Here is a 24292-nt window from a genome sequence, read left to right as displayed (position 1 = left end):
GGATAATCTTGGGTGTCGTCGCTAAAAAGCTTGTTTAAAAGCAAAAAAATGGCCGTTTAGGCCATTTTCAAGTCATACTTATGCACGGAAATTGGGGATAAGGCTGTGCATAAGTGATAAAGCGATTTTGAAGCATATTTGTGAACTTTTTTTGTTTTTTTATAAAATCGGACTGTTTAAGCCTCCAGCAAGCTTTCCCACTCCGTAAAAATTTGTTCCAACAAAGCTTTTTTGGTATCCGTGATCTGTTGGCGTTCTTGCAGAGCCATATAGTCCTGATATATTTCCGGGAGGGCCATTTCCGCTTCCAGCTGCGCAACTTCCGTCTCCAATGAATGAATCTGTTCTTCCAGGCTGGCAAGCTTGCGCTGTCGGTTTCTTTCTTCACGCTTCGCTTGCTTATCTGCTTCGAAGGAAGAGGCGCCTGGTTTGTCAGTTGGAGTTTCCGTGACGGTCTCCTGCTTGGTTCCTGTGCGGGAGAATGGTTCAGAAGGCTCGTTGTTCATTTCAACGATCTCTTGCTGTTTATCTGTGTAATCGTCGTAATTACCCAGGAAATGTTGAACGCTGTCTGGATGCAGCTCTACGATGCGTTCCGCCATTTTGTTAAGAAAGTAGCGGTCGTGAGAAATAAAGAACAGGGTGCCTTCATAATCAATCAGTGCGGATTCCAGCACTTCTTTGCTGAACAAATCCAGATGGTTGGTTGGTTCATCTAAGATAAGCATATTGGCTTCTAGAAGCATCAGTTTCGCAAGAGACACACGCGCTTTTTCGCCCCCACTTAAAGAGCTGATCTTCTTCAGGACGTCTTCACCACTGAACAAAAAATTGCCAAGAACGGTCCGTATTCGTGCTTCTTCCATATGGGGATAAGCGCTCCACAGCTCTTCCAGTACAGTATTTTTCGGATTGAGCTCGGATTGTTCCTGATCATAATAGCCGATCTTGACTTTGGTTCCCCACTGTAGGGATCCGGAAGCCGGCTTCATATCGTCAATGAGACATTTGAGCAGCGTAGACTTGCCGATCCCGTTCGGTCCGATCAGGGCGACGGTTTCTCCTCTCCGGAGATCGAAGGATACATTTCGGAACAATGTTTCTCCAGGCTGAAAAGCGACGGACAGGTCTTTCACCTGAAGCACCTCTTTACCGGACATGTACTCTACCTCGAAGGAGAAGTGAGCTTTTTTCAAATCGCCCATGGGCCTGTCCAGCCGATCCATTCGGTCAAGAGCTTTACGCCGGCTCTGTGCACGCTTCGTAGTAGAGGCACGTACGAGGTTGCGCTGGATAAAGGTTTCCATCCGAGCAATCTCATCCTGTTGTTTCTCGTACTGCTTCAGTTGCGATTCGTATTCCGCTGCTTTCAGTTCGATATATTTGCTGTAATTGCCTGTGTATCGTTTCGATTGATGGCGTTCAATTTCAACAATGGTTGTTACGAGACGATCCAGAAAATATCGGTCATGGGATACAACAAGCAGTGCTCCCGAATAACCGCGCAGGTAATCCTCAAGCCAGGTCAGCGTTGCGATATCCAGGTGGTTCGTAGGTTCGTCTAGCATGAGTAGGTCAGGGGCTTGAAGAAGTATACGTGCCAGCGCCAGACGGGTTTTCTGACCACCGCTTAAAGTGGCGATAGAGGTGTCCGGTGAAAAACTTCCGAAGCCCATTCCGTGGAGAATGCTGCGGATGCGCGTTTCCATTTCATAGCCGCCGTGATCCTTGAACCAGTCGGAACGGACGGCATACCGGTCAAGCAAATCCTGATAACGTTTCGAATCTTCGCTAGAGGCGGGATCGGCGATCTGCTGCTCCATTTGGCGAAGCTCGCGTTCCGTTTCAATGAGCGGTGTAAATACGTCCAGCATTTCCTCCCAAATGGTACGGTTCGACTGCAGGCCGCTATTTTGCGCCAAATAACCAATCGTTGTTTCTTTTGCTTTAAATATTTGTCCCCCGTCATATGACATATCTCCAGCCAAAATCTGAAGCAGCGTCGATTTACCGGCACCGTTTACGCCAACGAGTCCAATCCGCTCCCGTTCAAGAATTTGCAGGTTGATGCCCTCAAGCACCGGAGTGACCCCAAATAATTTCGTAATGCCATTGGCTTGCAGTAGCATGTGAGATAAAACCTCCATCTATATGTAGTTCCTGATTCATTGGTAGAATTCAGATGATGATAAGGTAAGTTTACATGAAAAAAGGTAAACAAGCGACCGATTCATGGTGACTTACGGCATTCTTGGCGAAAGGGAGGAACAATGGTAAACTAATCTTAATTATAAGCATGAAGGGAAAGAGCGGATTGAACATTTCTGCTTCCAAAACTGAACTTCGGGCGCTTAAGGTTTCTCTTAGAGATTCGATATCGGATAGCGATCGTGAAGAGCGATCCGGACAGGTCTGCCGTCATGCGACCGATCTGCTGATAGCCAGTCACGTGGGCAGTATGCTAGTGTATGTTCCATTTCGTTCGGAGCTCGATACCCGGCCGCTGATAACGTGGGCATGGGAGAATGGAATTGAAGTCATGGTGCCGAGAAGCCTTCGGGGAAGCGGCATGATGGAGCTATACCTATTCCGCAGTTGGAATGAACTGATTCAAGGTGCTTATGGTATTCCTGAACCGGATCCTGTGCGCGCAGAGAAATGCCGAAAGGATGTTGTTCCGGATGTCATATGGGTTCCGGGTCTGGCATTCGATGGGAAAGGTGGACGGCTTGGTTATGGAGGCGGATATTATGACCGTCTTCGGGACCGCATGTTATCGGCTGTAGCGGGTGGTAAGAAGACTCCCTTATGGATCGGGCTTGGATTTGAAGCTCAGGTTACAGATCAGGTGCCGATGGAATGTCACGATTTGCGTCTGGACGGGCTTATAACTGAAAATGGATACATAAAGACTGGATTCTAGCGGAAGGTGATGGAATGGAGCTTAGTCATTTTAATGAGCAGGGCAGAGCGAAGATGGTGGATGTGAGTGATAAGAACATAACATCCCGGACAGCCACTGCACGAACAACCGTGAAGATGCATCCAGATACGCTCCGACGTATTAAAGAGGGCGGTATTGAAAAAGGCGACGTGCTTGCGGTAGCGCAGGTGGCCGGTATAATGGCTGCCAAGAAGACATCGGATTGGATTCCAATGTGCCATCCGCTTCCCCTTACGGGTATTAATGTGGAATTCGGCGATAATGGCCGGGATGAATTATATATAGAAGCAACTGTGAAGACGACAGGAAAGACCGGGGTTGAAATGGAGGCTCTAACAGCTGTTTCTGCCGCTGCTCTGACCGTTTATGATATGTGTAAAGCAATGCAAAAGGATATGGAGATTGGTCCAACAAAGCTACTCAGCAAGACCGGAGGCAAGAGCGGAAATTACATGAACGAAAGTAATTAAACGGGATTCATTTCATTATTGAATATAGAAGAAAGATTCGGCAGAGGGAAGGGGAGGGTACTCATGTTGTGGAAAACGGCGATCCTGACGGCGAGCGATAAAGGCTCACGCGGGGAACGCGAGGATACGAGCGCCCAGGTTATCCGGGAACTGATTGAAGAGGAATTGGGCGGCGAAATTATCGAATACCGTATTGTTCCTGATGAAGAAGATGAAATTATTGCCGCGTTGATTGAATTGACGGATTATTTTCAAGTGGATCTGGTGCTTACAACCGGGGGGACGGAATTAGCAGTGAGGGATGTAACGCCGGAAGCGACTAAACGGGTCGTCGAGCGGGAAGTGCCGGGTATTGTCGAAGCGATGCGGGCTACGGTAATGCAGAAGAATCGAAGTGCCATGCTGTTCCGTGGGGTGTGCGGCATTCGTGGCCGAACGCTGGTTCTCAATTTACCTGGGTCGCCAAAAGGTGTGCATGAGAATCTTGCAGCCGTTATGGATCAGCTGCCTGAGGCACTGCTTATGGTTACGGGACAGTACCACGAATAGCGGATTTTGCAACGGATTTAGGAAGAATTATGTAAAAAATATCATAAATCCTCATTGTTTATGTGATTTTTGTTATGGTATGATGGCGGTATAAATATCATATAGGCTGATTTCGTGTAATTAGGAGGAGAAAGGTATGAGTTCAATCGGAGTACCAGGTATTATTCTACTCGTCATCTTAGCTCTGCTGCTATTCGGACCGAACAAGCTTCCTGAACTGGGGCGCGCTGTAGGCAGAACGTTCCGCGAGTTTAAGGAAGGAGCACGTGAGATCATTGACGATGAGCCGGCTTCGAAGAAGAAGGAAGAAGCACCACAGCCAGCCGCAGCACAGGCCAACGTTGAAGATAGACGTCTTCCGGAATAAGAACGGTTTCGTAAAGTGAAATCCCCTCCTACGGGAGGGATTTTTCGCACTTATTATGAGAAACGGACCCCTTCCCACGCGAGGATTCAGCCGTTTCTTCTTGTGCTGCCGGGATACAGATGAGGTGATATCTAGCATGTCGGAAAAAATGGAAGAGATGGCGCTTGTAGAGCATCTTAGTGAGCTTCGCAAGCGGATTATTATTGTGCTTGTCGTGTTTGTGGGCGGATTGATTGCCGGTCTGTTTATCGCTGAGCCGATTTACCGGTATTTGACGGGAACGGAGCAGGCCAAGTCGTTTGAACTGAATGCCTTCTCTTTTTGGGATGGTATCGGGATCTATATGAAAATTGCTGCCCTTTTCTCGCTTGTTATATCGGTTCCGTTTATATTTTATCAGCTTTGGGCTTTTGTAAAGCCAGGGCTACGGAAAAATGAGCAGAAGGCGACAGTTCGTTATATTCCATATGCTTTTTTACTGCTTATTTTGGGTATTGCATTTGGATATTACATCGTATTTCCAATGACACTGTCTTTTACGACGACCATTACAAAGAGTATGGGGCTTCAGGAGACATACGGCATCACGAATTATTTTAACTTTATGTTCAACCTGGTGCTGCCGCTGGCATTGCTATTTGAACTTCCCCTGATTGTGATGTTCTTAACCAAAATTCGGATTCTGAATCCGCTGAGGCTGAAGAAGATGCGCCGTGTAGCCTATTTCGGACTTGTGTTTGTGGCTGTTGTCATTACACCGCCAGACTTTATCTCCGATTTTCTGGTGGCGATCCCTCTGCTGCTTCTATACGAATTAAGCGTATTTCTTTCAGCTTTTGTGTATCGCAAGCAATTGCAGGCGGATATGGATATGGAAAGCCACTACATACGTGTTGATGAAGAAGATTAGGCCCGGTCAACTGTATATACTTCTTCGTTAAAGAGTGTCCTGATCAGGACGCTCTTTTTTTGGTTTATTAGAAAGATAAACGCAGGCATAAATTGAAAAGTCGTGGATAGAATGGAAAGAGGAGTCTTGAGGACAACCTGTTCCTGCGCTTATATCAAAAAATGAGTAAAAAATAGCGCAAAGGACTTGAAATCTTCAGGCAACTTGAAGTATCATAAAATTGGTTGTTAGCACTGACGATGGTTGAGTGCTAATACATAAAGCTTTGAAACAGAGCACCACAACATATTTTTAAAGGAGGCTATTTTTTCATGATCAGACCTTTAGGTGAACGCGTATTGGTAGAACCAATCGAACAAGAAGAAACCACGGCATTCGGGATCGTGCTTCCGGACTCCGCTAAGGAAAAGCCGCAAGAAGGAAAAGTTATCGCTGTAGGCAGCGGTTCTTTGAAAGATGGTGTTCGTGTAGCGTTGGAAGTTAAAGAAGGCGACCGTGTCATTTTCTCCAAATATGCCGGAACAGAAATCAAATACGAAGGTAAAGAATATTTGATTATGAAAGAAAGCGACATCCACGCGATCTTGGGTTAATTCACAACCTGAATATAAGAGTGCTGAAATATTCATAATCCATTAGGGAGGTATGTAATACCATGGCTAAAGATATTAAGTTTAGTGAAGACGCCCGCCGCGCAATGCTCCGCGGTGTTGATGCATTGGCTAACGCAGTAAAAGTAACACTCGGACCGAAAGGCCGTAACGTTGTTTTGGAAAAGAAATTCGGAAGCCCGCTCATCACAAATGACGGTGTTACGATTGCTAAAGAAATCGAGCTGGAAGATGCATTCGAGAACATGGGTGCTCAGCTCGTTAAAGAAGTAGCTACAAAAACAAACGATGTTGCCGGTGACGGTACAACAACTGCAACGGTTCTCGCTCAAGCGATGATCCGTGAAGGTCTGAAAAACGTAACTGCAGGCGCTAACCCAATGATCATCCGCAAGGGTATCGATAAAGCGGTTAGAGCTGCTGTAGAAGAGCTTCAAAACATTGCGAAGGAAGTTAAAAACCATCAGGAAATCGCTCAGGTTGCTTCCGTATCCGCAGACGATGAAGAAGTAGGTCAACTGATCGCAGAAGCTATGGATAAAGTGGGTAAAGACGGTGTTATCACTGTTGAAGAATCCCGCGGCTTCTTGACTGAGCTGGAAGTTGTAGAAGGTATGCAGTTTGACCGTGGCTACATCTCCCCATACATGATCACAGATACGGATAAAATGGAAGCTGTTCTTGAAAATCCATACATCCTGATCACGGATAAAAAAGTAACTAACACTCAAGAAATCCTGCCGATCCTTGAGAAAATCGTACAACAAGGCAAACCGCTCGTTCTGATCGCAGAAGACATCGAAGGCGAAGCTCAAGCGATGCTGATCGTGAACAAGTTGCGTGGAACATTCAACGCGGTTGCTGTTAAAGCTCCAGGCTTCGGTGATCGTCGTAAAGCAATGCTGCAAGACATCGCTGCATTGACTGGTGGTCAAGTGATTACGGAAGAGCTTGGTCTCGACCTGAAATCCGCTTCCATCGATCAATTGGGTACAGCTCGTCAAGTACGTGTTACTAAAGAAAACACGATCATCGTTGACGGCGCTGGCAACAAAGACGATATCGAAGCTCGCGTTAAGCAAATCCGCAACCAACTGGAAGAGACTACTTCCGAGTTCGACAAAGAGAAACTGCAAGAGCGTCTGGCTAAACTGGCTGGTGGCGTAGCAGTAATCAAAGTCGGTGCGGCTACTGAAACTGAATTGAAAGAACGCAAATTACGCATCGAAGATGCCCTGAACGCAACCCGTGCTGCGGTTGAAGAAGGTATGGTATCCGGTGGTGGTACTGCGCTCGTTAACGTATACAACGCTGTTGCTGCTGTAAAAGTAGAAGGCGACGAGAAAACAGGCGTGAACATCGTTCTGCGCGCTCTGGAAGAGCCAATCCGCACGATTGCAGCAAACGCTGGTCAAGAAGGTTCAGTTATCGTTGAGCGTCTGAAAAAAGAAGAGATCGGCATCGGCTACAATGCTGCTACTGATCAGTGGGTGAACATGTTCGAAGCAGGTATCGTTGACCCTGCGAAAGTAACACGTTCCGCTCTTCAAAATGCGGCTTCCGTTGCAGCTATGTTCCTGACAACAGAGGCGGTTATCGCTGACAAGCCAGAACCAGAAAAGCCAGGCATGCCTGATATGGGCGGCATGGGTGGAATGGGCGGCATGATGTAAAATGGGGTCTGACCCCTTGATTTATAAGGGTTTGTGAGTGTGGGGAAGGCCGTTTCCCCACATTTTCCCCACATAGGGTAACATGATTAGAGGCTTCTCATGAGTTCACTGAACTTGTGGGAAGCTTCTTTTTTCATTGTCTTTGTAACGTGCATATAGACATTTTATTAAAATTTGTTTATCAGGAATTATTTCAGTAAACTTTTGTAAATCGTTCTTCAAGGCATCTTTTCACCTCCTTTTTTTATAGGGGGCAAGTTGCGTCGAATATATGGAAAAATATCTTCCTCCATTGTTCAGTTTTTAAAATTCCGGGTAAGCCTAGTCTATTCGCTCTAGTATTGCATCTGCCGTTCTAGGTGAAAAGCCACACCTTCTGTCTATTAAGATGTATTCCCTAATAGTTCATCCTTCTGGGGGAGATTTCATTTACTAAAAATGAAAACAGTACTCTTTTTTGTTAAAGACACTATAAGTATGGTAAATAATAGTAGAATAATGTGTAATACTATTAATGAGGTATCTTATGACGACAATTAATATAACTCCTGAACAAGTTTATGTAGTCTCAGCTCAATTTGATAAATCTAGTAAAATGATTGAACAAATGAATGACCAACTAGTTAATCAAATATTGCTTATGGAATCTTTATGGGATGGTACAACTAAACAGCGGTTCTATTATGATTTTCATGCTGCCAAAAAAGATATGGAGTTTTTTGTATCGTTATCTTCATCAATTTCTGTCGAATTAAGCCAAATTGCGAATAAGTTCAAACTAGCGGACTACTTGGATACAGGAAACATTGATCCGAGTTGTTTACCGCCTCCACCAAATACTTGTCCCGCCCCTCCTATTGACTCACGTAATGGATTTGAGAAATCTGTTGACAGCTTGAAAGAGCTGGGTAGCGGAATAATGGATGCTTCTAACGAGAGGTATGAAAGGCGATATAGTTCGGTGTGGAGTTTTTTGGATTACTGGACAGCAGGTATACCCAAAGGTGCTTATCAAGGGTATATTGAAAGGGCGGACAAGCTTTTTGAATCTCCTAATGATTTTGCTAACGGAATGACTTTTGGAATACATGGAACAGTTAGAGAAGCTGTTTTTCCTACAAGGGCTTGGTCTACAGAACATCTTGCCAGCGTGATTGGAACAGCCGGACTTGTAACAGGTGGTGTAACAGGTTCCCTTATTAAGCCGAAAAATGTATTGAGTTCATCTGTAAAATATGAGGGAGCAAGTGAACTAAGACAAATATCCTCTGGGGGATTGCGAAATGAGTTTCCACTAACTGATACTCAAAAAGCTGAAATAGTGGATTACACTAAATCGTTGAATTTTCCAGAGGAGAACATTATAGTATCTAGGCCTGGTTTTTATGATGAATGGAATACAGGGATGATGTACGACAGGTTCATTATCAATACGGACGTGCTCCCAGCAGAGCAAACAGGAATTGGTACATTAACTGCTAATTCTCGTGTTACAGGAAAAGCTACTATTGCCCATGAAATTGTTGGCCATTATGAAGCCTACAAGGCAGGAAGGGCTTTTGAATTATATGATGTTGATGCAGAAACCTTTAAAAAGAATTATGCTTTAGATGAAGCTCAAGCTAGTATAAGAGCTGCGAGATTTGCTCCTGATCTGACATCAACGGAGAGAATGACGTTATTACGAGATGCTATTGCTAGGCTGAAAAATGCTGATTTACGTATACGTGATGTTAGAGATGAACTATATATTAATGAAAGATAGTGGAGGATAATTAATGGAGAAGATTATGACTATCAGTTTAGTATTTGAATCAAAAGAGGAAGGTACTGTTATGGTCGGTACAGACAAAGAACTAGATCAACTAACTCATCCAGAGATAAAAAAAATGATAGGTGAGAAAATACTTGTTAAACGAACGGATAATCGAGAAATTCCACTCCAAGTAAGTTCAGTACAAATTTCAACTTCAATGGCTGATAAAAAGAATATCGGAATATGTGTAGGTAAGGCGATTTCACCTGAAGAAATTAAAATTGGTTCAACGATATATAGAAATCAAGATTGATGAAAAACTGCTGTGAAAAATGTATTTCATCATAAATTTAACAGAAGCACCGTTCTGGCTCAAAGCTTATTTAAGCATAAGTAGAGGGTGTTTTTTTATGGAGGAGAATAAACATGAGGGTGCGTTCAATGAAATTTTCAACTATAAATAGGATAATATATCGATCAATGCTTTAAATTACCCCTTTGAGGTAAAACCGACATATTTCTTATCGTTGACTAGATTCAGTAATCAAATAAAGATTGTACATACTCAATCCCCCTCCAGAACGCTTTCCTGCTGATAGTCTTATCAAATTAATTTTACGTATAAAAATTTTTTAGCACAACTTGTAGATGCATCTGACAGCAGTGGAGTAAGCTTTATCTAGATGGTAGTTATTATCGTTCGATTTATGGTTTAAGTGGCTTGTATACTTACACTGACCTGAGAGCGGGAACATCGTATTCTTTCGGAGTAAAGGCATTTGGCCGTCGTGTAACAACTGATAGTTCTGGTGTAGTGACAAATATGAAAACCAGTAGAGGAAGAGAAGCAGCTCGACAATCAAGAAGGAAACAGTATTCAATCAGACCTTCCGGAGTGGATGCAGCAGAGCGAATCTGACTCACAGCAGTCGGACCAACGAGTCATATGAAATGAACTTTGAGGAAGACGATCGAAGCGAAGTAGCAGATCAAGAAGGTGAGGAGGAAGCTAGTTCAGAATCGGCAGATATCAGCAGGGACGAACTGGAGCAATACATTTTGTGAGAGCGTCCATCTTTCACGGATTTACCCCTCGATTTTCCGAAACTGTACGAACAGAAACGTGATCAGGATGTGACCTGGCGCGAAATTGCCAACAGGTATGACATCAGGTCAACTCAGCAGCAAACTCAGTAAGTATAAGGAAGCTGTGAAGAAGGAAATGCAAAGCAGCGGAGTGGCATAGTCCACACTGATATAAGAAGTAGAACCCCGGTCGATTCAGACCGGGGTGACTAACTACATTTATCTGATAGAACGTTAGTTCTTACAATTTGAGTAGTGGGGGTTCTTTAAGGGGTATCACTAAAGCAATATAGTCATCATTCCAAGCACTAAAAAAATGGAGCCCAGGCAAATGGAGATTAATCCACCGAATTTCACCGAATCAATATAGGTATCGCTTGGTTCGGAGTCACCTTTGACTTTCCATCCTTCATTCATTCTCCATCCGAATGTCGGATACTTTCTAGAAAGGACACCAATACCTATGAAAATAATAGATAAAAGAAAAAGTGTAAACCATGACATATCATTACCTCCAAATTAAATCAGAGTTGATAGTCCTACCAAGACCAATATTAAACCAGGACTAACAACGAATACTCCAAGAAATTGCATTTTTAATACATCAGTATCATCTATTTCATGATACTCATCCCGGTTCATTCTGATCGCCATTTCTTCGGGATTTCTGAATACAGATGTGCCAAGCCAGATATTAATGGCACCAACTAACATTAGAAACAAAAGTTCTACCTCCCTACCCAATATGTGTAACGATGGCCTGCAATGCCGAAAACGAACCCATTATCACACCGAGCATTATTGCGATTACAGCCCTAAATTTAATTTTCAATAAGTCAATATCATCTTGTTCTACATCATCAGGAATTCCATTGAACATTCGTAACCAATCATTATCTGGATAAGTGAAGACATACATACCGAACAAAATGATCAGAACGTTGATCGATATGATCAGAACATCGAGTATTAGTAAAAACATAAGATCAACCCCTTACTGTTAAATACGCAGGAACTAAATGGAAGTTCCGGTAAATAGGAGGTAAAATGAATCAGAGGATTTAGGAGGTGTGGAATGAATAGAGACTGGCAAGAAGATATGGAATATTGTAATAGGTTTGATGACGGAGGACAGTATTTAGTTTGGCCTAAAGTTTTAAAGCACTGGCTCCAGCAAGCAGCAACTGAGAAAAAACGTGCAGATAAACTCGATAAAGCAGTAAAAGAAGCCATTGAAATTTGTGAAGGCATGAAAGACACTGATGACCCTTTAGAGATCCTTGAAAAAGTGTTGATTCAAATGCAATTAGTCGTGTCCCTTTCAAGGGAGTGCGAAGCATAAGAAAAAATGCAAGGAATTGGTGAACGCAAAGACCCCCACATCCTTGGCCGGGGCGGGGGTCAATCAATCGGTTATATATTCCTCTCGATAATTATAGCATAAAGGGGATTGAGGGGAATGGCGATGGCATGGGGGCAAGGGGAACTCTTTCCACAGCGAGTGAAACAGAGATCCAGCGAACAAAATTCCTGCTCGGAAAATATAAAGAGATGACGATTCTCATGCAGGGGTATTCATATAAGGAAACGATACTGTTCTTCCGGCATGGATTAAGCGATAGCACGATCCGACGGAAGCTTACTGAAGGTACTGAGAGCACAGCCAATAGTTTAAAGTTAATGGGTTTCTTTGAACAGGATGATTCAGAGTTTTGAAGGTGTCAAAAAAAATAGTCCCTTCTTGAATTGAAGAAGGGACTATTGCTTTTTAAACTTATTAGTTTTTTATTCTAATGAGAAGGTCTGAAATTAAACGTTATGGTTTTATTTCTTTTTGATAAAAGTCATATAATTGATTAACGGAAGAACTTGACAAGATATGACTGACCTGCTCAATTTTCTCGCGTTCCCAATCGAACCAACGCATTTCTTTTAACTTTTCAATTTCTTCGTCTGTAAAGCGTTTCTTTATCTGTTGAGCAGGGTTACCGCCTACGATAGTATATGGTGGGACATCTTTTGTTACAACCGAACCAGCCGCAACAATGGCGCCCTCACCTATTGTCACACCTGGCATAATCATTGCATTCATTCCAATCCATGCATCACTTTCGATGACTGTATCGCCTTTTGGTGCGTAAGAATTTTCAATCTGCTCCACAAACGGATACACGGTTATCCATTCAGGATGATGATTGTGATTTCCACCCATTAAAATAATTACACCACTTGCAATGCATACGTAATTTCCAATAATCAATTTATCTATATGCCAACCATGGTCTTCGATGGGGTTAAACAACTTTCTGGATTTTTCATCCCCCCATAGGTATCTAACACACCCATCTTCGAAATCATGATTATCGTAATAACCAGAATAGTATGAGTATTCCCCTACTTTAATCATTGGGTTCTTGACAATATCCTTTAAATACTTAATTTCGGACCAGTGTTCAAATTGATGTTGTTTCATTCTGTTCCCTCGCTTCTAAGTAGAATAAATCATTTTATACTTAGAAGCTTAATGCAGTAGCGACATTTTTAAACCTTATCAAACGACGAACCATCGCCCTCATCCTTTTCCTATTTGTTGGTGAGATTGTAACAAACGAATTATCTTTTAGTCAAACTTCACTGTTCGAATATAGAATATACAGTAGATTTTTGACCCTTATATGAGCACAATCAGACTGTAACTTAAACCAAAGTTGAGCACCACATGACGGTTTTCCCATGATAGGTTGTAACCATAGAAAAAGGCGAGAATGACACGCACAGCTGCATGAATGCAGCATATGACCGGGGCGTAAATCTTCTCGCCTTTCCATTGTTTATTTTGAAAATCAAAAGAGTTAGAAATTTCGAGAATATCATGGTAAAAGGATGAGTTCGTCCAGCCCCCATTCCGTGGGAACCGGCAGTCCCTTGGCATCGAGCATATCCTTGTTCAGCCAGACAAAAGACAAGCCCTTCTGAGTAGGAACGCCGTAATACTTGTCGTCCACCTTCCACAAGGCGCGCCTTCGCCCATTTTTTCGTCCACACCGTAGTCAGCGAAGCGCTCAGATCAAGCGCGTTCCCCGCTTTGATCCGCTTCTCATAAAGGCTGAAATCATAGTTTACGTACAATCCTGGATTGAAAAAGCGATGCAAGCGGGTATTGTTACAGGCTTTGCTGATCATACGTATCGTCCCGATCAGGTCGTGACCCCGTCAGGAGCTGATCGGGATATTGGCACGGGCGCTGAAGCCCCAAGCTTCACAGATGAAGCGAGAATTGATAAATGGGCAGCTGATGCAGTGAAGTCTGCTATGCAGGTTGGATGGATTACAGGCTATAGCGACGGCAGCTTCAGGCCGCAGGAAGGCATTACGCGGGTGGAACTGGCAGCGGTGCTGGCACGTACGACACAGGGTGATGTAGTGGGAAGCGGGCAGTTGAGCAAATTCCGTGATGCAGAGCAAATACCAGTGTGGGCGCAATCCTAAGTAGCGCAAGCAGCAGCCAGCCGCTTGATGGAAGGCATGGGAGCTGGGCTGTTCAAGCCAGCCGGAAGCGTTACCCGGGCAGAAGCAGCGCTGTAGCTGTAGATTGATTGAGCAATCAGCTAAAATTAGCGATTTGAAAAGAGTACCCGCAGCCGCATTGGTGGATGGGGCTGTGGGTAATAATGAAGAGGAAATACCGTGAATAAATAACTTCAGCAACTAGAGGAACTGCAAATACTACGCCGGATAATTGAATCAAAAGAGTTGGCGTATATTCCCGAGATTCTGAAGCTCACCTCTCATTTCCACTATTAATGAAGATACTATTCAGTAAATGAAATGGGAGATCCAGTTGAAGTATGCTGATTAACCCAGTCAAGAGAGACTTTTGAAACAACTTGCCAGTCAGGTATTTGTGATTTATGTTGTTCCACCCAACTCATACAATATTGTGAGTCTATACTATGTTCTTGGCACTGTTCTAAGAATGATTGGATGTTTGACTCCGTACAGTTTTGCCATGTTCCACAAGTGTGATTGAAAATATTTTCCATTTTATTTTGTATAGAAAGATCCTTTGCACTAGACATCGTTGATTCCTCCTTTTGTTAAAAAACACAAATGACAATTTTAGCACTGCCAAAATTCAGTTTGTCCAAAAATTAATAATTCATGACTTCAGTAATCAATAATGAACATACCTAAATATTGGGCAACACGGCCGACAGGCCTCTGCTTCGATCGAGAGAATCACGATGAAGGAGATTGCGGATCTAATCGAGAAAATGTACGGTCACTACTACACGCCACCAATCGTATCGAACATGACAAAAGTGATGGTCGAGCATGTCGATGTATTTATGAAACGACCACTTGAGAAGCGCTATGTGTGCGTCTATATTGATGCGACCTATATCGCCGTTAAGAGTGAAACGGTATCGAAGGAACGGTCTATTTTGCCGTAGGAATTCGTGAGGATGGCTCTAAGGAAGTGCTCACGTACGCCGTGTACTAGATAGGCATATGAAAATGCGCTCTCACATAGGGTGATAAAAGATTGGGAAGTCATCTGAAAAGGGAGTTGTAGAAAATGGCGGAAATGAGCTTTGAGAACGGCGCTCTCTTTGAGCTCCGATTTTGGCTGCAGGTTTTGGGCGATCATGCGAGGTTTATTCGGGATGGGCTGGCTCCAGGAGAGGCTGCGGAAATATCCACTGCACAGCAGTTCGTTCAAGGCTTTGACAAGTTGTTGGGTTCAGCGCGGCAGGACCTGAATCGCGAGGGCATCGCTGTCCTGCTTCAATCTGTCAATCCCTGGACTTCACAATTGCGCACCTTTAAGCTTCATTTGCTGCAACGGTCGCTTACGGGTAATATTACCTTTCATTTGTCCCAGACGTTTTTGAATCATATGGTCAATGAGATCGAGGAAGCAATGCGTGTTTTTGCGACACTGACAAGTGTCCAACTACCTCCTTCAGGACCGGAGGTTCATCAGCATTTACTATGGCTTCAAGACGCAGTCGGCCACGCGGGCAGCTTGTCAGGCCAATTTGATCTGGTAGAGCGTAGCTGGAAAAACAAGAGCGAGGAATTCGAGCGCTATTTTGAAAACTTTTATCTTAAAGCGATTGAGCTTGCGGGTTATATGCGTACTGGTTTGACCGATTTCCCTGCTCTGCGAAGGTTCAATCAGGAAGCCAATGCCGTTATGCTTCTTTTCATGAAATTTCTATCCGAAGTGGAGGAGCTCACGACTGGAAAAGAACTACTGGGCACGTTAGCACAGCTGATGCCCGATCATATGTACCGGGAAGAGTGCTATTATTTGACTAAACTCTCTCAAGCTGCTGTAGGCGTGCCCCACCCTGATTGTGATCCTGCCAAACCTAGAGTGGGGAACTAATGCTTCAAGAACTTAACTAACGGGAAACGATAGATCAATAAAAGACAAAGTAACGGCAAAGGGGCCAAAAACCCTGTAATACCAGTATTTAAAAGGATCCCGAGAGGGATTCTCTTTCTATAAAATCACATTTTCAGGGTTATGAAGTGTTTTAGTGATTCGTACCTCATTAGTTTCAAAATTCAAGTCAGGTTTTTCCGTTCCATTTAGGATGTAGCCTAGAAAAGGCGAGAATGACACCCACGGCTGCATTCATGCAGCATGTGAATGTGGGTGTAAATCTTCTCGCCTTATATTTTCGTTATTCTATTCTAATATTATTGTTGAGTATTTTGTTCTCTCATCATGTGGTGAAAATGATGGTGGTGATGATGATGGATAAAATGGGCACCTTGTGGATGACTATATGGATGAAAATGGGGATGATGAGGATGATGATGATGTGTACCCTCATGTCCGTGATGATGATGGGATTGGGGATCCCTTTGTTGAGTTCCTTGAACGCTATAGTTTTCTTGACTCATTGATTTTCTCCCTTCGTCTTGAACTAATTCATATTATGTCTGCGATTGATTAGTGACACTTGACCTAGATAAATTGGGCTACCAAAATAAGTATTGAAAATAGCGAGAAATGAAGCAATTACCGGAGCATCCCTGTGACGTCAACAAAGTAATGTCATCACCATTCACTTTAGGCAGAAGATAAAGAAGGCTTTCATAAGTTCACAGAACTTTCGGGAAGCCTTCTATATTATGTTTAAAATAGACTTATGAATTGACGCATCCGAAGAACCCACGCGATAATGGAAACATTGAATAAATTTAGGCAGAGGAGTAATCGGTATGTTAGAGCAATACGGACATGGAGGGGATTTGGAAAGTGCTGCAAAGGCATATGGAATTGAAGAGAGTGTATTCCTAGATTTCAGTGCTAACATTAATCCTCTTGGTCCACCTGGGCAAGTACTAAAGCAATTGGAGCTGGCTCTATCGTCAATCATTCGATATCCTGATCCAGGCCATCGGCAATTTAAACATATCCTTGGTCGTAAGCTGAGAGTTAACGAAGATAACATCTGTGTAGGAAATGGTGCAGCAGAGTGTATGTCCCTTATTCTACTCGGGCTTCATCCACAGAAGGTAGGCATTATTGAACCTTGTTTCTCGGAGTACCGGCAGCTATCAGAACAATTTGATATTGAAGTGAATTCGGTACGCGGTAGACAAGACAAGGATTGGAAAGCAACGATTGAGGACATTGGAGAATTGATACAACAGGTGGATCTGGTGTTTATTGGACAGCCTAACAATCCGAATGGTGTACAGTATACACTTCAAGAGCTGCATATATTAGCTGAGTTGGCTGAGCAATCGCAGACCTATCTCGTTGTAGACGAAGCTTTTATTGATTTCATTCCAGAACAACAGCAAGCGTCGTTATTGACGGAGCTTGAAAAGTATCCCCGTACGCTGCTAGTACGGTCCATGACGAAGTTTTATGCTATACCAGGTCTGCGATTGGGCTATACGTTGGCACACCCAGATGTCATCAGATCCATGACAAGAAAGCAGGTAACTTGGAGTGTGAATGGACTGGCATTGTTAGCGGGCGAGGCGTCACTTGATTGCGATAAAGAATTCGAGAGAAGCACCATGGAACTGATAACGAGGGAGCGTGAAGTGCTGGTCCAAGGGCTTCGAAAATTAGGATGTGAGGTAAGTCCAGGGGAAGCGAATTTCTTATTGGTAAGACTCCCTGATCCATGGCGTGCGATAGATATGCAGCAGAAACTTGGAATCCGGGGGATATTAATTCGAAGTTGTGCGATGTATCCTGGACTTGGACAAGGACATATTCGGATCGCCGTTAAAAGCTCGGAAGCAAATCAAGTATTTCTAAAAGAGATACAGAGTGTGATAGAGAGTGTAGGATGAGAATAGGAGTTTTAAAATGACAACGCCTTTTTTGAATGATGAGAGTACCCATTATAAATCTGTGGCTTGGCCCGGTCTAACGCTTACGCGGCATGAACGTCATTTGCTGCTCCACTCCCCTGTCCATATGGATTGTCTTAGCAGCGCTATACATGGAGGAGGTATGGGGAGGATCGACCGGGTAGCCAATATTTATGTAGATCGGTTCTATGATTGTAATCATCCGGAAAAAGATGTGGAGAAGCTATTCCAAGAGTGGGGCTATACACAGCAATCGACGGCAGGATTATTGACAGCTGTTCGGCTCAAACATGCTGCTGTTCTCGAAGAAACCGGGGAGGACGCTTCCCTATTCTGTTGTACTACGGCGGGAGTATCGAACGGCGCACGTGCTGGATCTGAGCGGACTACATTTCCAGTTTATCAACCAGGTACGATTAATATCATGCTCATCATTGATGCCAGAATGACTCAAGCAGCGATGGTGAATGCTGTTACAACTGCTGTAGAAGCGAAGGTAGCTGCTCTGGCTGATTTGGGAATTCGTGATGCAGAGAATGGTTTAATCGCTACAGGAACCACAACGGATGCTATCGTGTTAGGAGTTAGTCAATCCACTTCCTATCCTATTGAACATCGATATTGCGGAACGGCAACTGATCTGGGAGCTGCGATTGGGCGGCTAGTTTATGGAACGGTAAAAGAAAGCTTGAAGGCTGCGGGAGTGAATCCATCATGATGGAGTGGGCAACAATATTCATAATATGCGCTGCATACCTATTAGATCTCATCATTGGAGACCCGCGCTGGCTTCCTCACCCTGTGATAGGTATGGGAAATTCGATCAAACGGTTAGAGAAGAGGATTCGTAGTCATGTCATTCAACCGGACCAACTGAAAAAGGCCGGAATTCTACTCCCGGTTATTATCGTGGGAGGTTCGCTGCTTATAACCTGGGCATTTTTGAGAGGCCTTTATATGATTCATCCATGGCTTGCAACGGGAGCGGAGGTCATATTAATCGCTACGACCATTGCTACGAAAGGGCTTAAGGATGCGGGTATGGAAGTGTACAATCATCTTAACCGTGGGGATTTACCTGCTGCTCGGAAAGCACTAGGGATGATTGTTGGACGTGATACAGCGCACTTAGACGAGCCTGAGGTTGTTCGTGGAACGGTTGAGACGGTCGCAGAAAATATTGTTGATGCCATAGTGTCTCCGCTATTCTACGCACTTATTGGAGGAGCTCCACTTGCAATGGCTTATCGGGCTGTGAATACCCTAGATTCTATGGTTGGATACAAGAATGAGAAATATATTAACCTGGGGTGGGCTTCGGCCCGTTTGGATGATATTGCTAACTTCATTCCAGCACGAATAACAGCTTTATTACTGGTCGTTAGCAGTTGGATCATGCGTCTGGATTACAAAAAATCTTATCGTACCATAAGACACGATGCCCGTCTCCATCCAAGTCCCAACAGTGGATTTCCTGAATCAGCTGTAGCTGGAGCTTTAGGGATTCGGCTCGGAGGCGAGAACGCCTATAACGGTGTGGTATCTTTTCGTGCATATATGGGCGAATATTCCCGTCCGATGGATAAAGGGGATATTCAGTCAACCGTAAGATTGATGCTGGCTGCATCATTATTATTCCTGCTCCTGAGCATACTTACTATATGGAGTATAGGTGGTACACTATGGGGTTAGAGTTGGTATGTATTCGTCATGGGAAAACGCAGTGGAATAAGGATAAACGATATTTAGGTCATACAGATATAGGAATTCTCCAAGAATCATTGACGGAGCTCTTACCTGTGAAAAATGCCCTTGAAGGAAGAACGTTTCATAAGATATTCTGTAGTGACTTAAAGAGGTGTAGGGAAACGCTCGATTGGATTTATTCTGCTTCAACAGATAGAGTGGTCTTCGATAACCGTTTGCGAGAAATGGATTTTGGAGATTGGGAGGGGAAGACATACGGTCAGTTAAAGCATTCTAGGATCTACCGGGAATGGCTGGACAATCCTCAATCCGTGACTCCTCCAGGAGGTGAAGCCTGGAAGCATTTTCAGGGGAGGCTGGCAGATTTTATGAACAGTCTGACCTGTTGGGTGAAGGAAGAGGGTAAGGATAACCACGTGCTAATGGTGACTCATGGAGGAGTGATAAGACAACTAGCCACTATGACCATTCCAGGTTCGACCTTCTGGGATTTCTCTGCAGATCCGGGGAGCTTGTTAACGTTGAAGTTGACATGTGATAAGGGCAAATGGATAGGACACTTGTGAGTGAGCCATTAGAGCAAGGGGTTGTAAGGTGTCCCTATCTAACCTATAATTTTAAATTGAGAAGTAAGTCTTGTATCTAAATGAATATAAAAAACTTGTGAGGTCTAGATTAGAAGCGCAAAATATGTGCTTTTATTACCTAGTTAATGGGGAAGCCGGTGAAATTCCGGCACGGTCCCGCCACTGTAAACAGGGATATTCTCGATTTACCACTGTTCTGCGACAAGCAGAATGGGAAGGTGAGGATATTAGCGAACCTGTGAGTCAGGAGACCTGCCTTATGAGTAGTACGACGGTCCTTCGAGGAAAGGATTACGTTTGGCTTGTGGAAGTACTGCGATTTTAACCCGGTACATAGCCGCGGGACTCATGGCAATTACTATGAACCCCGTATGACGTAATCCCTGATTCTTTCTTGTAAAAGAAGATCAGGTTTTTTTTGTTGCACAGACTATCGTTGAGATCATTCATTGAAATAACAAGGGGAGCATCTCGCAGAACATGAAAACGAAGATAGAGGAGAGAAATCACAATGAAACAAATGTGGAAGAGTTGGACTACGGGTGCTATTACGATCATGCTGGTACTAGCGCTCGCAGCTTGCGGAAGCAATAATGAACCGAAACAAGGGACAGAACCGGCACCGGCAGCAACAGAACAAGTGAATCCCCCCGCTGAAGAGACAAGTGTACTGAAAACAGAGTATCCTCTAACTGTAAAGGATGCTACAGGTGAGACTCTTACATTTAAAGAGGCGCCAAAGAAGATTATATCCATCTCGCCTGCAGAGACAGAAAGCTTGTTTGCGCTAGGGTTAGATGAGCAGATTATCGGTGTTTCTGACTATGATGATTATCCGGAAGCAGCAACAACCAAGCCAAAAATGGGTGGTTTGTATAATCCTAACGAGGAAGCAATTATTGCAGCACAACCTGACCTCGTAGTAACAGGTATCTCTATGAGTGCAGAAGCTGCACAGCATTTGCGTGATCTGGGTATCACTATCTTCAAGACAGATCCGAAAACGGTGAATGATGTTATTGCAAATATTGAATTGTTTGGACAAATATCGGATCATCAAGAAGAAGCAAAGACGGTTATAGACAAAATGAAACAAGAGCAGAATGAAGTAACAGAAGCGGTTAAATCACTTACACCTGAACAGAAAAAGAAAGTATATATCGAGTTTTCCCCTGGTTGGACGGTAGGTAGTGGTGAGTTTATGGATGAATTAATCACTCTAGCTGGTGGAGTTAACGTTGCTGCTGATACAGCGGGATGGTATGAAATCAGTGAAGAGAAAATCATTAAAGATAATCCTGATGTGATTCTGTTCTCAAAGAATGTTATTGATGACAAAACACAGAAAACGTTAGACCAAATGATTAAAGCACGTAGTGGGTGGGATCAAATAACGGCTGTTAAGAATGATGCTGTTTATGGATTAGACGATAACCTGGTTAGTCGACCTGGTCCACGTGTGACAGAAGGTCTCAAAGAAATAGCAAAAGCGATCTATCCTGAGCTGTTGAAGCCATAAGTAGTCACAACTAAGAGCAATTAAAGGAGCAATGATGTATGAGACAAGGAATCATGGAACGTATCGGAGAAATTCGCGGTCTTGATCAAGCTGCGATTCAGGCTGCAAAATCACATATAAGTAACCTTACTGTCCCTCCGGGAAGCTTGGGTAAGTTGGAGGCAATGGCAATACAGCTTGCTGGGATCACTGGAGTAGTAAAGCCTTCTTTTGACCGTAGAGAAGTTATTATTATGGCAGGAGATCATGGTGTATGTGAAGAGGGCGTGAGTGCCTTTCCACAAGAAGTTACACCTCAAATGATTCATAATTTCCTTGCGGGTGGTGCAGCTGTTAACGTTCTTGCCAGACAAGCAGGTGCAGAAGTTGTATGTGTGGATATCGGTGTGAATAGTGAGTTGTCCCATCCTGAACTCCTATCGCGTAAAATTCGGTATGGTACAGCTAATATGGCACAAGGTCCTGCAATGACTTATGAAGAAGCGATTCAGTCTATTCTTGTTGGTGTGAAGGTAGTTGAAGATGCTGTCAGACGTGGCGTTCAACTATTTATTACTGGCGAAATGGGAATTGGAAACACGACGGCAAGCTCAGCGGTAACCTGTGCACTTTCTAATATTCCAGTCAGCGATGCGGTTGGAAGAGGGACAGGAATTGATGATTCTCGTCTACAGCATAAGATTGCCGTTGTTGAACAAGCGTTGAAGGTCAATGCTCCTGACGCGCTTGATCCTATAGATGTACTAGCTAAGGTAGGCGGTCTTGAAATTGGTGGTTTAGTAGGTGTAATTCTTGGATCAGCAGTAAACGGTTGCCCGGTTATAATCGATGGATTTATTTCTAGCGCAGCGGCGTTGCTTGCCAAAGCGATCTGTCCAACATCTGCTGATTACATGATTGTATCGCATGTTTCTCATGAACAGGGACATCGGCAGCTATTACATGAATTGAATCTTCGTCCTGCACTGGAATTAGACCTTCGTATTGGTGAAGGTACAGGTGGGGTATTGTGTCTACATCTTGTGGATGCAGCGTGTCGTATTGTTAGCGAAATGGCAACCTTCGAAAGTGCGGGTGTCTCGGGTGAAACCAAGGAGCAGACGAAATGATCGTACTCGTCACAGGTGGAGCAAGAAGCGGGAAAAGCAGCTTTGCTGAGAGGTTATGTATGTCGAAGTCACAGGAAGCCATATATGTCGCTACGGCTCAAGCTTTCGATGATGAGATGAAGGAGCGAATTGCTCTTCATAAGCTTCAGCGCAGTCAAGCGAACTATTCGTGGCGAAATGTAGAAGAACCGTTTCAACTTGTGAAGCTCCTGAGTGATATGCGTGAGAACAGTCAGGGTGCTGATGCTCCTACGGTTCTAGTGGACTGCCTTACGCTATGGCTATCTAATATTCTCCTATCCTATGAAGGACAGGAGGATATGCAAGAGAAGGTAAAGTCTGAAATTCTTTGTCTTGTAGACCAAGCACAGCAATACCCTGGACATTTGATCATGGTAACTAATGAAGTTGGCAGTGGTATTGTACCGGAATATCCTCTTGGCAGAATGTATCGGGATTTAGCAGGGTATATGAATCAGGCTGTCTCTAGAAGCAGTTCTGAGGTTTTCCTGGTCACCGCAGGCATTCCTGTTGAGCTGAAGAGTATGGAGTATAAACTATGACGAAATGGGGACAAGCGGCTGCGGCCGCTTTTCAATTTCTATCACGCTTTCCTGTGAATGCCAATATTGATTACTCGCCAACACTGTTTCGTCAAAGTGTGAAGTTTTATCCGTTTGTAGGAGCTACTATTGGACTGGTTGTATGGGGAGGCGCTGCAGGATTTACGTATTTACTGCCACCACTACCGGCAGCAGTGTTGACCCTCATCTTGTGGGTTGGGCTCACAGGAGGACTTCATTTGGATGGTTGGATGGATACGGCGGATGGCATTTTGAGCTACCGTTCTCGTGAACAGATGTTAGACATCATGAAAGATAGCCGCGTAGGAGCTATGGGTGTGCTAGCAAGCACGCTGCTCCTTATGTTGAAGCTCTCTTTAATCTATTCACTACTAATTAATGGTTTCAACTACTTAGGACTCCTACTCCTTCCTTTGATTTGGAGTCGCTGGTTCATGGTTCATGCGATGGCTACATGGCCGATGGCCCGTGGTAAGGATGGATTGGCTGGGAAATTTAATGGTTTGGATAAAGGGCAGATATGGGCAGCGTTAATAATTGCGATCGTTTTGTCAGGAGTTGCCGCATCAATAGCACCGTTGATCTATATGGACAACCATTCATTGAGGTTAGCGCTGCTTGGTTTCATTACGCTTCCTCTAGCAGCGTGGGGTGCAGGAACTTGGCTGGCACGAAGATTGAGCGCTACATTAGGTGGATTAACGGGCGATACCTACGGAGCTCTTAATGAGTTACTTGAAGTGGTAGCTTTGCTTATGCTAGTGCTGTTACACAATCATATGTGATAAAATAATCGAAGTGAAAAGTATCAAGAGAAGGCGACCTTTCGTTCAAAATCCAACGAAATGTCGCCTGTTTAAATTAAAGCATACTTATTGTTATGACTTTTAAAAACGTATTAAGGTTCAATCTTATAATCAGTTCTTTACATAAAAAGCAAAGTAGCGGAGGGGATGGAATCGATCTGAAGAAGCGAAGCGTTCGCCTTTGTCCCCGAATTTCATCCATTGTATAAGTTGATTCATAAGAAATTTGGGAACAACAGCGATCGTAAGAATGATCCATCC

30 protein-coding genes, 1 pseudogene and 1 riboswitch are annotated in these 24292 nt (G+C 43.8%); of the genes and pseudogenes, 24 read left to right on the top strand and 7 right to left on the bottom strand.

The genetic code is table 11. The features are described 5' to 3' along the window. Positions 1 to 176: 176 nt before the first annotated feature. Positions 177 to 2129, bottom strand: a complete 1953-nt coding sequence (locus MNQ98_RS24600; RefSeq protein ID WP_241930587.1) for an ABC-F family ATP-binding cassette domain-containing protein — start codon at positions 2127 to 2129, stop codon at positions 177 to 179. Between the two features lie 185 nt (positions 2130 to 2314). Here MNQ98_RS24600 and MNQ98_RS24595 point away from each other — a divergent pair, with 185 nt between their 5' ends. The 9 genes from MNQ98_RS24595 (at position 2315) to MNQ98_RS24555 (ending at position 9593) form a co-directional block, all read left to right on the top strand. Continuing rightward, entirely contained in the window at positions 2315 to 2923 is a 609-nt protein-coding gene (locus MNQ98_RS24595; RefSeq protein WP_241930586.1) for a 5-formyltetrahydrofolate cyclo-ligase, read from the top strand. 14 nt (positions 2924 to 2937) lie between these two features. Continuing rightward, the gene (gene moaC, locus MNQ98_RS24590; RefSeq protein ID WP_241930585.1) at positions 2938 to 3414 is read left to right on the top strand and encodes a cyclic pyranopterin monophosphate synthase MoaC; all 477 of its coding nucleotides are present in this window, start codon (positions 2938 to 2940) and stop codon (positions 3412 to 3414) included. A gap of 63 nt (positions 3415 to 3477) precedes the next feature. Beyond that, positions 3478 to 3963 (top strand): MogA/MoaB family molybdenum cofactor biosynthesis protein, encoded by a 486-nt coding sequence (locus tag MNQ98_RS24585; protein ID WP_241930584.1) that lies wholly within the window; start codon positions 3478 to 3480, stop codon positions 3961 to 3963. A 136-nt stretch (positions 3964 to 4099) separates the two neighbouring features. Continuing rightward, positions 4100 to 4330: a twin-arginine translocase TatA/TatE family subunit gene (gene tatA / locus MNQ98_RS24580; RefSeq protein WP_241930583.1), complete on the top strand. Its 231-nt coding sequence runs from the start codon at positions 4100 to 4102 to the stop codon at positions 4328 to 4330. 136 nt (positions 4331 to 4466) lie between these two features. Further along, positions 4467 to 5240, top strand: a complete 774-nt coding sequence (tatC, locus tag MNQ98_RS24575) for a twin-arginine translocase subunit TatC (RefSeq protein WP_241930582.1) — start codon at positions 4467 to 4469, stop codon at positions 5238 to 5240. Positions 5241 to 5551: 311 nt separating this feature from the next. Continuing rightward, complete coding sequence (gene groES / locus MNQ98_RS24570) at positions 5552 to 5833, top strand: co-chaperone GroES (RefSeq protein WP_054956559.1); 282 nt, start codon at positions 5552 to 5554, stop codon at positions 5831 to 5833. Positions 5834 to 5895: 62 nt separating this feature from the next. Beyond that, positions 5896 to 7524: a chaperonin GroEL gene (groL, locus tag MNQ98_RS24565; protein WP_208917967.1), complete on the top strand. Its 1629-nt coding sequence runs from the start codon at positions 5896 to 5898 to the stop codon at positions 7522 to 7524. 526 nt (positions 7525 to 8050) lie between these two features. Further along, entirely contained in the window at positions 8051 to 9289 is a 1239-nt protein-coding gene (locus MNQ98_RS24560) for a WXG100 family type VII secretion target (RefSeq protein WP_241930581.1), read from the top strand. Between the two features lie 13 nt (positions 9290 to 9302). Next, a complete protein-coding gene (locus MNQ98_RS24555; protein WP_241930580.1) occupies positions 9303 to 9593 on the top strand; it encodes a hypothetical protein in 291 nt (96 codons plus the stop codon). Between the two features lie 1052 nt (positions 9594 to 10645). Here MNQ98_RS24555 and MNQ98_RS24550 read toward each other — a convergent pair. Genes MNQ98_RS24550 through MNQ98_RS24540 form a run of 3 tightly spaced genes read right to left on the bottom strand, consistent with a single transcriptional unit; the run spans position 10646 to position 11348 of the window. Then, positions 10646 to 10870 (bottom strand): DUF6199 family natural product biosynthesis protein, encoded by a 225-nt coding sequence (locus MNQ98_RS24550; protein WP_241930579.1) that lies wholly within the window; start codon positions 10868 to 10870, stop codon positions 10646 to 10648. Positions 10871 to 10885: 15 nt separating this feature from the next. Continuing rightward, positions 10886 to 11089, bottom strand: a complete 204-nt coding sequence (locus MNQ98_RS24545; protein WP_241930578.1) for a hypothetical protein — start codon at positions 11087 to 11089, stop codon at positions 10886 to 10888. Between the two features lie 13 nt (positions 11090 to 11102). Next, positions 11103 to 11348: a hypothetical protein gene (locus MNQ98_RS24540; protein ID WP_241930577.1), complete on the bottom strand. Its 246-nt coding sequence runs from the start codon at positions 11346 to 11348 to the stop codon at positions 11103 to 11105. A 93-nt stretch (positions 11349 to 11441) separates the two neighbouring features. On the opposite strand from MNQ98_RS24540, the gene MNQ98_RS24535 reads away from it, so the two are divergent. Beyond that, positions 11442 to 11708: a hypothetical protein gene (locus MNQ98_RS24535; protein WP_241930576.1), complete on the top strand. Its 267-nt coding sequence runs from the start codon at positions 11442 to 11444 to the stop codon at positions 11706 to 11708. A gap of 128 nt (positions 11709 to 11836) precedes the next feature. Then, a complete protein-coding gene (locus tag MNQ98_RS24530) occupies positions 11837 to 12082 on the top strand; it encodes a hypothetical protein (RefSeq protein ID WP_241930575.1) in 246 nt (81 codons plus the stop codon). Between the two features lie 100 nt (positions 12083 to 12182). On the opposite strand, the gene MNQ98_RS24525 is transcribed toward MNQ98_RS24530, so the two are convergent. Continuing rightward, a complete protein-coding gene (locus MNQ98_RS24525; RefSeq protein WP_241930574.1) occupies positions 12183 to 12839 on the bottom strand; it encodes a CatB-related O-acetyltransferase in 657 nt (218 codons plus the stop codon). A 198-nt stretch (positions 12840 to 13037) separates the two neighbouring features. Beyond that, positions 13038 to 13298 (bottom strand): hypothetical protein, encoded by a 261-nt coding sequence (locus MNQ98_RS24520; protein WP_241930573.1) that lies wholly within the window; start codon positions 13296 to 13298, stop codon positions 13038 to 13040. Between the two features lie 62 nt (positions 13299 to 13360). On the opposite strand from MNQ98_RS24520, the gene MNQ98_RS24515 reads away from it, so the two are divergent. Continuing rightward, a complete protein-coding gene (locus MNQ98_RS24515; RefSeq protein WP_241930572.1) occupies positions 13361 to 13855 on the top strand; it encodes an S-layer homology domain-containing protein in 495 nt (164 codons plus the stop codon). Positions 13856 to 13882: 27 nt separating this feature from the next. After that, the gene (locus tag MNQ98_RS29955; RefSeq protein ID WP_481856792.1) at positions 13883 to 13951 is read left to right on the top strand and encodes an S-layer homology domain-containing protein; all 69 of its coding nucleotides are present in this window, start codon (positions 13883 to 13885) and stop codon (positions 13949 to 13951) included. A gap of 227 nt (positions 13952 to 14178) precedes the next feature. Here the strand turns inward: MNQ98_RS29955 and MNQ98_RS24510 are convergent, their stop codons facing one another. Further along, a complete protein-coding gene (locus MNQ98_RS24510) occupies positions 14179 to 14445 on the bottom strand; it encodes a hypothetical protein (RefSeq protein ID WP_241930571.1) in 267 nt (88 codons plus the stop codon). A 159-nt stretch (positions 14446 to 14604) separates the two neighbouring features. On the opposite strand from MNQ98_RS24510, the pseudogene MNQ98_RS24505 reads away from it, so the two are divergent. From MNQ98_RS24505 to MNQ98_RS24455, 11 genes and pseudogenes are all read left to right on the top strand, one after another. Beyond that, positions 14605 to 14864, top strand: a pseudogene (locus MNQ98_RS24505) (transposase); the annotation flags it as partial. Positions 14865 to 14945: 81 nt separating this feature from the next. After that, positions 14946 to 15761, top strand: coding sequence for a DUF2935 domain-containing protein (locus tag MNQ98_RS24500; RefSeq protein WP_241930570.1), 816 nt, complete (start codon positions 14946 to 14948; stop codon positions 15759 to 15761). Between the two features lie 406 nt (positions 15762 to 16167). Next, complete coding sequence (locus MNQ98_RS24495) at positions 16168 to 16338, top strand: hypothetical protein (RefSeq protein ID WP_241930569.1); 171 nt, start codon at positions 16168 to 16170, stop codon at positions 16336 to 16338. 268 nt (positions 16339 to 16606) lie between these two features. Beyond that, positions 16607 to 17698 (top strand): threonine-phosphate decarboxylase CobD, encoded by a 1092-nt coding sequence (gene cobD, locus MNQ98_RS24490; RefSeq protein WP_241930568.1) that lies wholly within the window; start codon positions 16607 to 16609, stop codon positions 17696 to 17698. Positions 17699 to 17714: 16 nt separating this feature from the next. Further along, positions 17715 to 18437, top strand: a complete 723-nt coding sequence (locus tag MNQ98_RS24485; RefSeq protein ID WP_241930567.1) for an adenosylcobinamide amidohydrolase — start codon at positions 17715 to 17717, stop codon at positions 18435 to 18437. Next, on the top strand, positions 18434 to 19411 hold the full coding sequence (cbiB, locus tag MNQ98_RS24480; protein ID WP_241930566.1) for an adenosylcobinamide-phosphate synthase CbiB: 978 nt from the start codon (positions 18434 to 18436) through the stop codon (positions 19409 to 19411). Before MNQ98_RS24485 ends, cbiB begins: the two co-directional genes overlap by 4 nt. Further along, a complete protein-coding gene (locus MNQ98_RS24475) occupies positions 19402 to 19992 on the top strand; it encodes a histidine phosphatase family protein (RefSeq protein WP_241930565.1) in 591 nt (196 codons plus the stop codon). The genes cbiB and MNQ98_RS24475 overlap by 10 nt, the downstream gene beginning before the upstream one ends. An 83-nt stretch (positions 19993 to 20075) precedes the next feature. Next, positions 20076 to 20287: riboswitch (cobalamin riboswitch) on the top strand. Between the two features lie 237 nt (positions 20288 to 20524). Then, positions 20525 to 21532, top strand: a complete 1008-nt coding sequence (locus MNQ98_RS24470; RefSeq protein WP_241930564.1) for an ABC transporter substrate-binding protein — start codon at positions 20525 to 20527, stop codon at positions 21530 to 21532. Between the two features lie 38 nt (positions 21533 to 21570). Further along, on the top strand, positions 21571 to 22641 hold the full coding sequence (gene cobT / locus MNQ98_RS24465) for a nicotinate-nucleotide--dimethylbenzimidazole phosphoribosyltransferase (RefSeq protein WP_241930563.1): 1071 nt from the start codon (positions 21571 to 21573) through the stop codon (positions 22639 to 22641). Further along, complete coding sequence (gene cobU, locus MNQ98_RS24460; protein WP_241930562.1) at positions 22638 to 23204, top strand: bifunctional adenosylcobinamide kinase/adenosylcobinamide-phosphate guanylyltransferase; 567 nt, start codon at positions 22638 to 22640, stop codon at positions 23202 to 23204. The genes cobT and cobU overlap by 4 nt, the downstream gene beginning before the upstream one ends. Further along, positions 23201 to 24010, top strand: coding sequence for an adenosylcobinamide-GDP ribazoletransferase (locus MNQ98_RS24455; RefSeq protein ID WP_241930561.1), 810 nt, complete (start codon positions 23201 to 23203; stop codon positions 24008 to 24010). Before cobU ends, MNQ98_RS24455 begins: the two co-directional genes overlap by 4 nt. The last annotated feature ends 282 nt before the right edge of the window (positions 24011 to 24292 follow it).

Origin of the sequence: Paenibacillus sp. N3/727, from assembly GCF_022637315.1 — a bacterium.
Classification (GTDB): domain Bacteria; phylum Bacillota; class Bacilli; order Paenibacillales; family Paenibacillaceae; genus Paenibacillus_AQ; species Paenibacillus_AQ uliginis.
This window is presented reverse-complemented; position numbering and strand designations above follow the sequence as displayed.

Bases quoted from the DNA above. Each gene is read 5' to 3' on its own strand.
- MNQ98_RS24600 (WP_241930587.1), bottom strand. From the start codon at position 2,129: ATGCTACTGCAAGCCAATGGCATTACGAAATTATTTGGGGTCACTCCG.
- moaC (WP_241930585.1), top strand. From the start codon at position 2,938: ATGGAGCTTAGTCATTTTAATGAGCAGGGCAGAGCGAAGATGGTGGAT.
- MNQ98_RS24585 (WP_241930584.1), top strand. From the start codon at position 3,478: ATGTTGTGGAAAACGGCGATCCTGACGGCGAGCGATAAAGGCTCACGC.
- tatA (WP_241930583.1), top strand. From the start codon at position 4,100: ATGAGTTCAATCGGAGTACCAGGTATTATTCTACTCGTCATCTTAGCT.
- tatC (WP_241930582.1), top strand. From the start codon at position 4,467: ATGTCGGAAAAAATGGAAGAGATGGCGCTTGTAGAGCATCTTAGTGAG.
- groES (WP_054956559.1), top strand. From the start codon at position 5,552: ATGATCAGACCTTTAGGTGAACGCGTATTGGTAGAACCAATCGAACAA.
- groL (WP_208917967.1), top strand. From the start codon at position 5,896: ATGGCTAAAGATATTAAGTTTAGTGAAGACGCCCGCCGCGCAATGCTC.
- MNQ98_RS24560 (WP_241930581.1), top strand. From the start codon at position 8,051: ATGACGACAATTAATATAACTCCTGAACAAGTTTATGTAGTCTCAGCT.
- MNQ98_RS24555 (WP_241930580.1), top strand. From the start codon at position 9,303: ATGGAGAAGATTATGACTATCAGTTTAGTATTTGAATCAAAAGAGGAA.
- MNQ98_RS24550 (WP_241930579.1), bottom strand. From the start codon at position 10,870: ATGTCATGGTTTACACTTTTTCTTTTATCTATTATTTTCATAGGTATT.
- MNQ98_RS24540 (WP_241930577.1), bottom strand. From the start codon at position 11,348: ATGTTTTTACTAATACTCGATGTTCTGATCATATCGATCAACGTTCTG.
- MNQ98_RS24535 (WP_241930576.1), top strand. From the start codon at position 11,442: ATGAATAGAGACTGGCAAGAAGATATGGAATATTGTAATAGGTTTGAT.
- MNQ98_RS24530 (WP_241930575.1), top strand. From the start codon at position 11,837: ATGGGGGCAAGGGGAACTCTTTCCACAGCGAGTGAAACAGAGATCCAG.
- MNQ98_RS24525 (WP_241930574.1), bottom strand. From the start codon at position 12,839: ATGAAACAACATCAATTTGAACACTGGTCCGAAATTAAGTATTTAAAG.
- MNQ98_RS24520 (WP_241930573.1), bottom strand. From the start codon at position 13,298: ATGCCAAGGGACTGCCGGTTCCCACGGAATGGGGGCTGGACGAACTCA.
- MNQ98_RS24510 (WP_241930571.1), bottom strand. From the start codon at position 14,445: ATGTCTAGTGCAAAGGATCTTTCTATACAAAATAAAATGGAAAATATT.
- MNQ98_RS24500 (WP_241930570.1), top strand. From the start codon at position 14,946: ATGGCGGAAATGAGCTTTGAGAACGGCGCTCTCTTTGAGCTCCGATTT.
- MNQ98_RS24495 (WP_241930569.1), top strand. From the start codon at position 16,168: ATGGATGAAAATGGGGATGATGAGGATGATGATGATGTGTACCCTCAT.
- cobD (WP_241930568.1), top strand. From the start codon at position 16,607: ATGTTAGAGCAATACGGACATGGAGGGGATTTGGAAAGTGCTGCAAAG.
- MNQ98_RS24485 (WP_241930567.1), top strand. From the start codon at position 17,715: ATGACAACGCCTTTTTTGAATGATGAGAGTACCCATTATAAATCTGTG.
- cbiB (WP_241930566.1), top strand. From the start codon at position 18,434: ATGATGGAGTGGGCAACAATATTCATAATATGCGCTGCATACCTATTA.
- MNQ98_RS24475 (WP_241930565.1), top strand. From the start codon at position 19,402: ATGGGGTTAGAGTTGGTATGTATTCGTCATGGGAAAACGCAGTGGAAT.
- MNQ98_RS24470 (WP_241930564.1), top strand. From the start codon at position 20,525: ATGAAACAAATGTGGAAGAGTTGGACTACGGGTGCTATTACGATCATG.
- cobT (WP_241930563.1), top strand. From the start codon at position 21,571: ATGAGACAAGGAATCATGGAACGTATCGGAGAAATTCGCGGTCTTGAT.
- cobU (WP_241930562.1), top strand. From the start codon at position 22,638: ATGATCGTACTCGTCACAGGTGGAGCAAGAAGCGGGAAAAGCAGCTTT.
- MNQ98_RS24455 (WP_241930561.1), top strand. From the start codon at position 23,201: ATGACGAAATGGGGACAAGCGGCTGCGGCCGCTTTTCAATTTCTATCA.